Raw genomic sequence first — 12,036 nt, forward strand, 5'->3', positions numbered from 1 at the left:
CACGAGCCTGGCTGATGAAATATCAGCCTGCGCCGAAGCGCGAACGGCACCTAAGACTCTCAGGTGCCGTCTGCTTTGGGAGGTATCAGTTCTCCAGAACCTCGATGGAATCAACGCGGTCGGGATAGAACGCGAGACGCCCATCAATCTGCGCCACGGCCGGGTAAGCCCCCCCGTACGACCACACGGCGTTTGCCCCGCGCTCACCGACGCCAATGATGCTGAAGTACTACGCTTCGCCCTTGTACGCGCAATAGGTCTTTTGCTCCGTCGGCTCGAGGAACGACATGTCTACATCCTCACGCGGAATATATTGAACAGGCGCGTACTTCGATTCGGTGAAGGTTACTGCCCGCCGCGTATCCGCGATGACTCTACCTTCACTCTTCACCATCACGTGAATCCCGGTCATACCCACGGTGATGGGGTGACGGGCATCGGGCAGCTTAACGACCCTTCCGGATGGTTGCGTGAAAACTCCTCTTTCTGATGCGGGACGTCGAAGCTGCAATGAGCTGCTTGATTTCCTTCGCGGCTGTAGCGCTGCGTTGAGCGAGGCTGCGAACTTCGCCGGCGACGACTGCAAAGCCCCGGCCGTCCTCTCCGGCAGGTTAGGGCCATCTCGCAGATGGATGAGGTGACGCAGCAGAACGCCGCGCTTGTCGAGCAGGCGGCCGCGGCTGCCCAGTCACTGGAGCATCAGGCGCAGTCCCTGGCCGGGGCAGTATCCGCATTCAACGTCAAGGCCTGAAAAGGCTCTGGCCACCTTCCGGGGAGCAACTGCCTACCGGAAGGCATCCGCCTGACCAAGCCACATTGGCCATCGGGCGAGACCGGCGCGCCATCGAGGTCGGATAGGCCGTGCCGACTCCAATGCGTCCTCTGCGCATACGAGGTTCTTAGGCCTTCGGAGAAAAAATATCATTCGGCCAGACTAGACAATCAACAACGGTTTATCTGCAGTCAGATGCGCCTGTCTCATTGTCGCTTCGGCGAAGACGCTGCGTCTCCTGTATGGGAGTTTATCTGGAAGGCGTCGCCCGCCATACTTCGAAATCACCCTCTCAGGCGAATCTCTAAGAACGACTTATTGGTTCGCCGGACCACCTGTCGTTCGGGCTGATGCAAGTGCGTCAGACAACCTCGCGTGCATGCTCACCCGTAAGCGAGGTCGTGCCGCCTATAAAGAGACCCATGCCATGCTGAACCGAACTGCCATCAGCTCGGGAGCGTATCTCGAGAGCTTTGACTCGCTGCCGAAAGATATTCTCTGGACCCAAGCCCAGATAGACCAGTCGCTTGCCGAAACCATGTCGCGTCGACCAGAGCAGGGAGACCTTTGGGTCTTTGCGTATGGCTCGCTGATGTGGAATCCCGTTTCCGAGTATGACAGTCGCGTCATCGCGACACTCGATGACTGGCGCCGCAGCTTCTGTATTCGCCTCATCGCTGGCCGCGGCAGTCCCGAGAAGCCCGGAAGGATGCTGTCGCTCGAGCCTGGCGGCACGACCGAAGGTGTAGCGCTGCGTATGCCGGAGTCAACACTGAACGAAGAACTGCGCATTCTCTGGATTCGGGAGATGGTCACCGGGGCCTATACCCCAACCTGGGCACCCATCAGGTTCAGGGCGGGTGGAGAAGCAATCGCCCTCGTGTTCGTGGCGAACTCGCACCAGGCTCAATTCGAACCCGACGCCCGGCCAGCAGCGATAGCTCCGCTCATGGCAGTTGCATCCGGGTCGTTCGGCACCAATGCGGAGTACGTGTTCAAACTGCAACGCGCACTTGCCGATTGCCAGATGTGCGACTCGTACATAGACGAGCTAGCGGCCCAACTTCAGCGACTCACTTAAAGCCCCGCGTAATCGACTGCGCCGTTTGGATGGTTTGTCAGACAGAGCCGAAGTATCAATTCGCCGGCGGCGGCCTTTTCTCGCCCTCCGCGCAAGGTACATTTTTCACACGGGGTACGGACAGAAATGACTGTCTGGCGTAAGCCTGAACGCGAGTCGCGATTCGGTTCATCTATTCCTCGTCGACTGATAGCGCGGGCCACCGTACCTGAGTTCTCGCCGTAAAGGAAGTTTCAATGGGTGCTCTCATTCTGGCAGCAAGTCTCGTGATACCGCTGGCGACCAGCCGTTGCTACGCAGCTCTCCTGGATGGAAATGCACACGCCGATTGTCGCTCGTGCTTCGACAGACTGACTCTTGAACTGGTGTTTATCGGAAGCGCCGTTTTGACCATACTTCATCCCAACGGTGCAGCACACGCGCACCAACCGAAACCCGGTTAACACCGGTAATTCATCCACGTAGGAAGACGCTAAAATGAAACTCTACATCGCCCAGGCGACCTGCTCCCTCGCCGCACAGGCCATCGCTAACGAAATCGGCCTGACGCCGGAACTGGTTCATTTCGACGTTTTCGGCAAGTCGACGACCGACGGTACGACGTTCTCTGACGTGAATTCGCTTCTCTACGTGCCAGCACTCGTGCTCGACGGTGAGAAGGAAGCTCTGACCGAGACCATCACCATCACGTCCTATCTCGCAGACCAGCATCCGGAAGCGAACCTGATTCCGAAGCATGGCACGCTTGAGCGCGCTCGTATGGACCAATTGCTGACCTTCATCGCTACCGAAATCGCGCAGAAGCACATCCCCTTGATGCGCAAGCTGATGACGCCGGAAGGCATCGAATTCCACACGAACAAGCTGCTTACCGCATACGGTGTGCTCGACAAGCAACTGGCCGATGGCCGCTCGTACCTGACGGGTGAGCAGTTCACGGTTGCTGACGCATACGTGTGGGCAACGCTGTGGCATAAGCGTTCCGGTGTCAACCTAGACCATCTGAAGAACCTAGCTGCATACATCGCGCGCATCGAAGCGCGCCCTGCAGTACAAAAGGCCTTGAAGGACGAAGCTGAACTCGTCGCGCTGCACAAGGAACGACTGGCGGCGTAACGGAAGCCGGGCGGCCATAGCCGCCCAGTCCTGACAAACAAACTCCTCGTCGCGCGGCGAGGAGTTTGTTTTTTGTCGGTTAGCGCACCTCGTATCCGCCGTACTGCGAGCCGAACCAGTGTTGTCCTCTTTGATGCGATATCAGTCAAACAGCCGTGAACGAGAGCATCAAGAGCAGTGAGTCCGACCCGTCACCGTCGGCCGCACTACGTTCCCCGTTGCGGCGTCAAGCAGTTAAGGCCTGCTTAGCGGAGGTGACTCGTGCCTCCCAGCCAGTGAAACTCAGAGCTCCCAATGCGTGCTTCCTCCTGCTTTACTTTGAGGCAGATATCTGCGGCGCGCCGGTGTAATGCAAATCTTCGAGACTCTTCGCCGCCTCGTCCGTCGACTCTAACGAGGGAATGACACGCCCGACGAGTAATCCAAATCCGACGCTAGTCTTCACGTATTTCGTTTCGCCAGCGTCCAGCTTAAAAGACACCGTTTTCTCGGTCTCAGTGGCAGTCGACACGACGTACTGACCCGCGGGTTCGTCAACAAAAAAGAAGCCCCCCGGTTGCGACTTTCCGACCACCGTACCATTCAAATTAATGCCAGGCTGGAGCGCTGCGCCGAACATCGAACTGGAGCGATAAAAGTAAATACGACCCTGTGCCTCTTTCAAAGTCGGGATTGAGGAGGCGACGTCCTTATACCGAGGTCCACTGGCGCAACCAGAGGCGACAAACGCTACAAAAGCGCCGGCCACCAATGCTTTGAAAAGATTAGTCATTTATTCTCTCGAACGTTATAGATTGAGGTGGCTCTAACGGGGAAAAGTGAGATTCGCGAGGAAGGAAAAATCCCGTCAAAGTTTGACCTTTGACTACAAGATACGCCTCATGCACCTGGCGGCCTTCGATGGTGAACACTCCTCCTACGGGTTGAAAAACGACGCCTTGTGGCAATTCACCGACTGGCCGCCACTGTGAGCCGCCACGAACTTGCCGTGAATATCCAGTCGCAAGTTTAATGAACACTGGCTGGACAATGCGAACGCGCTGCTGCGTTCCGATTAGAGAAGTCAGCTGAGTGCCTTGGACCTGTATTGCCGGCGCACATGCGGAGAGCGCTACGGAAAGCAGCAGCGATGTCACGAAGACTTTAGATTCAAACAAGATAAACCCGTTGTCATTTCCCACTAAGTGTTATCGGCACAGTCGATAGAAACTTAAGCTGAAGTTGTGTAATATGTCCGTCCATAACTTCTATGATTAACGACGTTTAAGGCGACAGTTCGGAAGAGATGGAGTTGAATGCGGATATGTCGCGTATCACCGCTTTCCCTCCAAGTGAAAATCATTGTCGCCATACGGCATTTGGCCAATTGGGCTCGCCTGCCCAAGCCATCCAATCAACCGCCTTTGCTCTTGAACAGTCGCTCATGCATCCAGCCATCGTTGGTTGTAACCAGCACTGCCTTGTCTCCAGGGGACCCCGTCACATCATGCTGGACCGACGGATACGCTGTACTTGCCACCGCAGAAGGCATCCCAGTTGCCCAAGTTTCCGGCCGCCCCTTTAACGAGATACTTCTTGCCCTCATCGGTAACCGAATATTCGACGCCGGCCACCATTTGATTACCGAAGGCAGCTTTCACCTGAGTGTCCTTCGCCGAAAGCAGGCCAGCGCTTACCAACGCTGCTGCCTTTTCGGGCTCGTGGGCTCAGCCCGTGCTAGTTGCGGTCATGTCGAAATCAGCCTGCTATCACGATTGGAACGCTTCCCAGGTGCTAAGCATGTACACGTCTGCGCAACTAGGGAACGGATACGTCCCAGCGCCGTTCACGTACATGAGGTACGCCCCTAAAAACCGTTGCTTGAGCATCTTGCGGACGGACTCGTGGACGCAAAAGTCGTTGAACGCGTTCACCTTCAGGGCCGTTTATTACAGCCCGGACAGCGGTGAGAGCCAAGGTCTCACATACGAATTCATCAGGTCGGATGGCTCTTGGCTCTTGAATGCCGTACTTTAATAGCTCGCGATTGGTGGACTGAACGCTGTTCCAGTTCACGGTAATGACTCGGATACAACGCGAGGTCGTGCCACAGTTAATGTCAGCGGTACGGCTGCTCCCGGTGAACGAGAATTGCGTACAACGCCGACGCGTTGCTCGAATCCAGACCCAACCACGCGACGATGTGTTCAGCCTCAATGGGCATGATGCACCGGTCGAAACCTGCGGCGCAATTTCGGACGGTGGTCATGCAGGCGACGACGCGCACATGCGTCTTTACGGCGCGCGGTTCAACCATCACCACCAACCGATGACATATGGAACTCGCACAAAAGAATCTACCGTGACGGTGACGACATCCTCATCAAAGTAGGTATCGCCCCGGTCCAAAGAATTGGACCTGTTGCCGAGGTGGCCACGCTCGAGGGTTTACTTGGCTGGACCTGTGAAGTGACGCAGAAATCGTAGATGGGCCGCGACCTGCTGCCTCAATTCCTTGATGTCGCCGGCGAAGCCGGTGGCGTTACGTTCCGAAAACAAGTCCCGAGTATCCGCTCCGCGCACTGTCCCCTCCAGCACGAATATCCGCCTGCCCAATCACTATGCCGCCAGTTGGTGCTCGTAGTACGGCCGCTCTTTGTCATCAAGGATGGCGTACGAGGCTGCGAGGTCCGACGGGTCTGGGTTAAGCCATGCATCCATGTTTTCCGGCTTGATAGGAACGATGCACCGGTCGTGACCTGCCGCCGCGACTTCTGCTGCCGGCTCGTCCGTGATGGCCGCAAACGACATTAACTCTGGCTCGCCCGCCGCGGTACATTTCGACCAAAGGCATGCGACGTGCATCAGCTAGCCGTTACTCGGGCGAAACTCGAGGACGACGTTCTCGTCCTTAATGCGTCTCCAGTAACGTACCTTCCATCTTCGCCCTCTTCACGTTCTCGTGGAAGACCTCGACGAGCATCAAGCCATGCGTGTGGCCGAAGCATGGCTTCCAGAAGCCCTCCAGAGAATTTCTTTTAGCGTTGTATGTGCACGATTTTCCTTCAAAGATAACGCTCCGAAGTTACACGTAATACCCGAGCAAAGAGCTGATGGCAAAGCTAGCGGTCGTCAACCGCTAGAACCATGCGAAATGCATCAAACCACCGTGAAGCGTTACTGTTTGGTCTCCTCGGTGGTTTTTTTTTGGGCCGGGTAGTTGCAGCATAATCTCCGCTGTATTTTCTCTTAAAGGACAGCGACCATGCTTACGACAAACGCTATCTCAAACCCAGTGCAGGTAGTCTATTCGACCATCAGTGGCGATGAGATTCGCAAAGTTCTTGAAAGTACCTTCGCACTCGGAACCATCGACGACTGTACGTTGTTGCAGTCGGGCTTCAACGATATTTACGAAGTTGCCTTGGCAGATGGCCGGCGCTGTGTCGCACGCTTGAGCTCTCGCATCGAGAGGGGCGAACCGAATGTCAACTATGAGACGGCCTTGCTTCGGCACCTTAAGCGTGCCGGAACCGCCGTTGCTGCGCCATGGGTAGCGAAGGATGGCGGATTCAGTACTGAGATTGCCGCGCCTGAAGGGCGGCGGTCGTTAGTAGTCTTCGATTTTCTATCCGGAAAACCGCCAGGAATCCAGCTAACAGACATCGCGGTGATGGGCTCAGAGCTAGCGCGAATTCATGTCGCTTCTAGCAGCTACGATGGGCCTGGAAGTAACTATCAGCTAGATTTCGACCACCTCTTGCGTCGCCCCCTCGCACGTCTGTTAGCGCTTAGGGAGCTAGACGAGAGCGTTCGCGATATGCTGCGATTGATTGCAACAGACCTCGAGGCGCGAATAACGACGCTCACCGACCTCACACTCGTTGCATGCCACGGCGATTGCCACGGAGGCAATACGTTTATGAGCGATGGGCCGGACGGTGGGCGGGTCGCCTCGTTCTTTGACTTCGACGACGGGGGCCCAGGCTACCTTGCCTACGACCTCTCAGTGTATCTCTGGAGTAACCTGCTGGGACGCCAGCTCGCAAAGCCGGACGAAAAAGTTGAGACCAGCTGGGCGCATTTTGTGAATGGCTACCGCAGTATTCACGCGATACCATCGGTCGATTTTGAGGCCATCAGCACGTTCGTTGCTATCCGACATTTCTGGTTGATGGGAGAGTACGCAAGCCGCCTTCACCGGATGGGTTCTCGGGTCTTTCGGGGTCCATGGTTTAGAAAAAACTTTGAGCTTGTAAAAGAATGGCACACACTCTCGACACCGGGCGGCTGAATGGCAAGAAATATACATGGCTAGCGTCAGCTAGACGGTGCGGTGTCGGTTGGGGCGCCTTTGATTGCTGAGGCATTTGACGCAACCAGTCACACGTCCGCAGCACTGGCTGCGGACGTGAATGGTGCAGTCATAAGCGCGACGTCAGCCGTGCCTAACCGTCGGCCACACTACGTTCCCCGTTGCCGCGTCAAGCAGTTAGGGCCTGCTTACAGGAGGTGACTCGTGCCTCACGAACCAGAGAAACTCAGAGCTCCCAATGCGTGCTTCCTGCTGCTTTACTTTAAGGCAGATATCTGCGGCGCGCCGGTGTAATGCAAATCTTCGAGACTCTTCGCCGCCTCGTCCGTCGACTCCAAGGAGGGAATGACACGCCCGACGAGTAATCCAAATCCGACGCTAGTCTTACCGCCCGACGCTGGTATCACGAGGTTTCATCACTTTTGAAACTTCTCAATTCCCGTGAAACTTCAAGAGTCTGTCTGGAGACAGGCTCGGTTCTGACTGGTTGGGTTTGCCGTTGCAGTCCATGTCTTGCTGATGCTAGGAGAGTGGCATGACGCCGCTGCAATGCCTCTCCGCTTCCGGCCGGCTACAGTCGCACACAAATTCCATCGCTAAACGCGGCAACCTCACTTGCAATGGCATCCGGCGTAAGACGCCAGTGCTAAATCACGCGTAAACGTGCATTCGTCAGAGGTGGGTGGCATGATTGGCTTCGCAGTGTGTTCGATGCAATCAGGAGAAGATATGCAGCAGCGGGTTCAGGATGACCGTAAGAGGTTGGAAATCACATAATGGGGTGCTTGATGGTGTCCATGAGATTGCGAAGAGACTGACCACGCGCAGGCTCCCTGAGCGGAACAAGAGTCCAGTCGAGAAGTGGGTCGAACAAAAATCCAAGTCGTTGTTCAATCATTCGATTGCAATTTTCATTGCACTGTTTGTGCTCGTCGTCATTAGCGCCTTCCTTGGCAACGAGTATTTACGCGTGGCTGCTCTAGTTGCGGCTGTTCTGATTGGAATGATAGTTATTGCCGCATGGTTCATCGGTATCGGGGGGGCTGTTCCGTTCTTCAATCGAATCAGGAAAGAGCCGTATTCGCCGATGCTATGGTCAATCAGAGCTGCGACCGAGGCGGACATTGCTGACCTAGAGAGCTTGATGGCGTGCCGTAAGGAAGTTGTCGAGCTGTATCTGTTGCAGTACAGGCACGAGAGAGAGTCTTTCGAGCGAAGGGGAGCCATGATAGCGGGCGCTCTGGACAAGATTGGCTTGTTTCCGGCCATGGCCGCATTCGTTGGTGTAGCGTCATCAATATGGTCGCACTCAGAAATGTTCTTGCGAGTGCTGGTTTTTGTCGTGCCAGCCTTTTATCTGATGACCTTCGCGACCTGGCAGATTGTTCAGGAAATGAATCGCGCGATAGCCGTGCTTGAGTACGCCGTGAAGTTGCTCGGCGAAAAGGAAAAGTAAGAGCGCGGCAGTAATTTAGTCGACATTTCTCCGGCGAGGCTTGCCGGCTCGCTGGCGCGGAACCGCCTTGCGGGTCATCATCACTGGGTTTATGGTCGGCACGGGTGCGATGGTGTCCAGCCATGCCTCGCGCCCGAGTACACGAAGCACCAGGATGAGCGTGTGCAGTGACGAGCCGTCGCCGTTTTCAAGATTGCGCAAGGAGCGCACGCTGATGCCGGCGCGGGCCGCGACAGTGGCTTGGTCGAGATTCTTGTGGATTCGAAGCGTTCTCAGACTCTGCCCGAGGTCAGCTGCTATCTCACCTGGTGTTCGTATTTGCATTGGGTAGTGACGGTGATTTCCAGCTCTTTCCACCTCCGACAGCGTCTGCAATAAGCGGCAATATGTTGCTCATTCAAGCTGACAGCGCGGATAAAGGGAATATATTTGCCGCATGTTGCCGGCGGTTTCGAAAGGGGCGGTCGGCGTCTCATCGTCTTCTCATTGCGTCCCACATATCCGGTAATGCAATAGCTGTCAGCTGTATGTGCGCGTTCAGCGGATAGTGCTCGAGCAAGCGCAGTGCCTCTTCACGAACCATGCGATGCGCTATTTCGTCAGGCGCGCAAACGAGCGCTTCGAGAAGGTCACGGGTCTGAAATAAGGCGAGGGTCCGCTCGTATGATGTAGTCATTGGGTGTCTGTCAGATAGAAGCTGTTCGGGCGTGGCTCTAGATGGCTGACGTCCTACCTACATGCCAACGAGGTAAGCGATGTGTAGAACAATCGTGATTGCGATTGAAGTAGCTGTAACCAACGTAAGGCGAACCGCTACACGGTCGATGTTCTCCTGCGATGACGCGAACCGAAAGAACAAGTCGCAGAATGGACGATAGTGTTTCATCGCAATGCTTCCGAGCAGTCATCAGTGGAATCGGCGCAACGTATGGTCGATACAAAGGCTCGACAGATAACAGCATGGGCGGCCTATGTGGTTGCTAAGCGGCTAGGTGTTTGGTGTTCAATGCACCATCGGGTCGTCGTCCTCGGTCTGGGAGTCGAGGTAGGCTCCCCTTACGGTGTCTAGCTCTGCTTTGTACATCTCCCCGGAGGCGACGTCGATATCGGGCGTGCGGCATGCGTTTCTAGGCATGACCTCAATCAGCCTTCCAGACTCCACAAGCTTCTTCACATGGGCACGACTGACGAATAGAAATTCCGCAGCTTCGACTAGCGTCATGGCTTACCGCGTTTGCTTTCGTCTGCTGCGGAGGACTGCGCCCTTTCGCTGCCGAGTTCGAGCGCCGTCTCCGAGTGAACACGTGCCAGCCATCTCGCGATATGCCTCAATGCGTCGTCGTCGCCAATTCCTTTGGATGAATCGAGTAGGAGGAAATGGTCGACGAGTTCGCCCGGCACGCGCTCGAAACGCTCAACTCCGAACACTGCGTCATCGATTGCGAGCCAGTGTTTCAGACGTTTGCCATACGCATAGCTACGGATGACGTCAGTTCGCTCAGTGCCATCCAACACATAGCTGCGCCGCGGCTTGATGCTGCTGGTCGTGCCCGCCACGCGCCGTTGAAGTTCGGGCGGCAGATAGGCGATGACGCACTGCTCTGTCAAGCGGCGCGCCCACGATGTCGTCAGAACAATTTTCACGTCAGGATAGGGCGCGAGCAAGTCCAATAACAGAGGCGCGAATTCAAGCAGCGGACGGCCGGTGTCGAGTGTTATCTCGTCGCTGTCGTCGATGTAGGCATTGCCGACGTGAAGCGTGCCATCGAAATCGACGAACAGCGTCGGCGTCGTGTTGTCCATGATTAATGGCACAAGCTTCGGCTGCTCTCGCCTGGGAAAACGCCGCTCCATCACTTCATTCCAATTGACGGTATGGCCGACTGCCGCGAGTGCGTCGCTAGCGTCGTCCCGCTTCATAACGAGCATCTCAAGTCCGAAACCGGCGAACACCTTAAACAGGACCTCAGTTCGTACGGACAATCCATCTTCGATGCCGCTCAATTCGGCAACATCGACGTAGAGATATTCAGCGGCGTCTAGCAGGTTGAGTTCGCATCGCAGTCTGCAACTGCGAACCAAATGGCCGAGTGCGCGGAGGTCTACGGCGAGCGGGGTGAGCGGCGAGTTGGGTGTAGATGGCGTTAAAGGCATGGTGCTGGATTGCGCGACGGAATAAGTAGCCTAGTCCCAGAGACGGTACCCGTTCAACAGGGCTTGAATGCGAGAGATGAGCCAAGTCAGCTCCGAGCAGGACACCCAACCCTTTCGAGCGACCGCGGCGAAAATCCGCTCGAGCGTGACATCGTTGCCGTATTCGGGATGAGTTTCAGCATCCTTTTCCGCTTTCGAGAGGAGTTGGTGAGCTAGGTCCTCGCAAATGGTCCAGCGCTCTTGGCGCACGACGTCGGTTTGTCCGGCAACGTATTTGCCCGCGGACAGAACGACGCAGACCTTCGGCTGCGCCCCGGCGACGACACTGGGTGAGTTGTCGCGCGGAAAGTTGTCTGGGACGCTGGAGGGCGGGGGGATGTTGGTCTGCATGCTTGACCCGTTCATGAGGGTACGGCCACTTGCGCCCGGCGGACCTCTGGCGCGATGAAGTCGTCGCAATAAACTCTACGCCAATAGCTTTCGCGAAAAGTCCCCCCGTGCCCGCAGCTTTCGCAGACGCACAGCGCACTCCCTTCGGCGATTTCCACATACTTGCGAATGCGTCCCCAGACATCTGTCGGACACATTTTCCGAGGCAGCAGGGCAATTACGAACTTGCCGAGGACTTGCTCAATATCCGTGCAGATGGGAAGTAGCAAGTAGGTGGTTCGGCCGGATGCCAGCGCGCTATCCAGCGCAGGGAGCTTCTCTGGAAACTGGAGTTGCTCGCGCCATAGTATTCGTAGCTCAAACTCAGCGTCGCGCGCGAGTGCCTCGATGGTTGGATACCAGCCGACTCCGCGCTGAATGCCAAAATGCGAGATGTTCGCAGGGTATGAGTCGTGGTGATGCTCCGCCCGAAAGAAGAGTGGGAACCGGGAGAACAGGTCGTTTTGCCAGGCGTTCAGCATCCACAAGCGGGGCTGGGGATGAAGTTCGGTGTCCACCGGTTCGACCAATTTGACCTGTCGGCGCACCGCTGGCGAGTTCTCAACCGACCGTGTGCGACGCTGTGCTCGAGGAGCAGTCACTAAGATTCCTCCGTCGTCTACCTGCGACAGGACGAGCAAGTCCCTCGCGGTCAGCGATTGTGAAAGTGAAGTTTGCTGCCGACGCGCGACATCGATATTCGACGCTGGCGCGGCATACGGAATGAACATCTC

General features: G+C 56.2%; 13 protein-coding genes and 3 pseudogenes. 5 read left to right on the forward strand and 11 right to left on the reverse strand.

Annotated features, from left to right (window positions below):
• Positions 1-85: 85 nt before the first annotated feature.
• Both HV770_RS18270 and HV770_RS18275 read right to left on the reverse strand, forming a co-directional pair.
• Positions 86-412, reverse strand: a pseudogene (locus HV770_RS18270) (DUF427 domain-containing protein).
• Between the two features lie 73 nt (positions 413-485).
• Positions 486-608, reverse strand: a pseudogene (locus HV770_RS18275) (methyl-accepting chemotaxis protein); the annotation flags it as partial.
• A gap of 20 nt (positions 609-628) precedes the next feature.
• On the opposite strand from HV770_RS18275, the gene HV770_RS18280 reads away from it, so the two are divergent.
• The 3 genes from HV770_RS18280 to HV770_RS18290 all read left to right on the forward strand — a co-directional run bounded on the left by HV770_RS18280 (position 629) and on the right by HV770_RS18290 (position 2,969).
• The gene (locus HV770_RS18280) at positions 629-751 is read left to right on the forward strand and encodes a hypothetical protein (RefSeq protein ID WP_425497447.1); all 123 of its coding nucleotides are present in this window, start codon (positions 629-631) and stop codon (positions 749-751) included.
• A gap of 448 nt (positions 752-1,199) precedes the next feature.
• On the forward strand, positions 1,200-1,853 hold the full coding sequence (locus HV770_RS18285; protein WP_175161786.1) for a gamma-glutamylcyclotransferase: 654 nt from the start codon (positions 1,200-1,202) through the stop codon (positions 1,851-1,853).
• A 477-nt stretch (positions 1,854-2,330) separates the two neighbouring features.
• A complete protein-coding gene (locus HV770_RS18290; protein ID WP_175161787.1) occupies positions 2,331-2,969 on the forward strand; it encodes a glutathione S-transferase family protein in 639 nt (212 codons plus the stop codon).
• Between the two features lie 313 nt (positions 2,970-3,282).
• Here HV770_RS18290 and HV770_RS18295 read toward each other — a convergent pair whose 3' ends face one another.
• The 3 genes and pseudogenes from HV770_RS18295 to HV770_RS18305 all read right to left on the reverse strand — a co-directional run.
• Positions 3,283-3,741 carry a DUF2846 domain-containing protein gene (locus tag HV770_RS18295; protein ID WP_175161788.1) on the reverse strand — a complete coding sequence of 153 codons (459 nt, stop codon included), beginning with the start codon at positions 3,739-3,741 and terminating at the stop codon, positions 3,283-3,285.
• Between the two features lie 712 nt (positions 3,742-4,453).
• Entirely contained in the window at positions 4,454-4,609 is a 156-nt protein-coding gene (locus HV770_RS38710; RefSeq protein ID WP_246290981.1) for a hypothetical protein, read from the reverse strand.
• A 958-nt stretch (positions 4,610-5,567) separates the two neighbouring features.
• Positions 5,568-6,000: pseudogene (locus tag HV770_RS18305) on the reverse strand (SOS response-associated peptidase family protein); the annotation flags it as partial.
• A gap of 213 nt (positions 6,001-6,213) precedes the next feature.
• Between HV770_RS18305 and HV770_RS18310 the strand changes: the two are divergent.
• Positions 6,214-7,242, forward strand: a complete 1,029-nt coding sequence (locus HV770_RS18310; RefSeq protein WP_175161789.1) for a phosphotransferase enzyme family protein — start codon at positions 6,214-6,216, stop codon at positions 7,240-7,242.
• A gap of 769 nt (positions 7,243-8,011) precedes the next feature.
• Positions 8,012-8,719, forward strand: a complete 708-nt coding sequence (locus tag HV770_RS18315) for a hypothetical protein (RefSeq protein ID WP_175161790.1) — start codon at positions 8,012-8,014, stop codon at positions 8,717-8,719.
• Between the two features lie 15 nt (positions 8,720-8,734).
• On the opposite strand, the gene HV770_RS18320 is transcribed toward HV770_RS18315, so the two are convergent.
• The 6 genes from HV770_RS18320 to HV770_RS18340 form a co-directional block, all read right to left on the reverse strand.
• Positions 8,735-9,043: a helix-turn-helix domain-containing protein gene (locus tag HV770_RS18320; protein WP_217468615.1), complete on the reverse strand. Its 309-nt coding sequence runs from the start codon at positions 9,041-9,043 to the stop codon at positions 8,735-8,737.
• Positions 9,044-9,191: 148 nt separating this feature from the next.
• A complete protein-coding gene (locus tag HV770_RS39760; RefSeq protein ID WP_425497448.1) occupies positions 9,192-9,395 on the reverse strand; it encodes a BPSL0761 family protein in 204 nt (67 codons plus the stop codon).
• 327 nt (positions 9,396-9,722) lie between these two features.
• Positions 9,723-9,941 (reverse strand): MerR family transcriptional regulator, encoded by a 219-nt coding sequence (locus HV770_RS18325; protein ID WP_175161791.1) that lies wholly within the window; start codon positions 9,939-9,941, stop codon positions 9,723-9,725.
• Positions 9,938-10,873: an HAD domain-containing protein gene (locus HV770_RS18330; RefSeq protein WP_246290983.1), complete on the reverse strand. Its 936-nt coding sequence runs from the start codon at positions 10,871-10,873 to the stop codon at positions 9,938-9,940. Before HV770_RS18330 ends, HV770_RS18325 begins: the two co-directional genes overlap by 4 nt.
• 30 nt (positions 10,874-10,903) lie before the next feature.
• Complete coding sequence (locus tag HV770_RS38715) at positions 10,904-11,263, reverse strand: hypothetical protein (RefSeq protein WP_246290984.1); 360 nt, start codon at positions 11,261-11,263, stop codon at positions 10,904-10,906.
• A gap of 11 nt (positions 11,264-11,274) precedes the next feature.
• The gene (locus tag HV770_RS18340; RefSeq protein WP_175161622.1) at positions 11,275-12,033 is read right to left on the reverse strand and encodes a hypothetical protein; all 759 of its coding nucleotides are present in this window, start codon (positions 12,031-12,033) and stop codon (positions 11,275-11,277) included.
• Between the last annotated feature and the right edge of the window lie 3 nt (positions 12,034-12,036).

This window comes from Paraburkholderia fynbosensis, from assembly GCF_902859935.1.
In the GTDB taxonomy this organism is placed as follows: Bacteria; Pseudomonadota; Gammaproteobacteria; order Burkholderiales; family Burkholderiaceae; genus Paraburkholderia; species Paraburkholderia fynbosensis.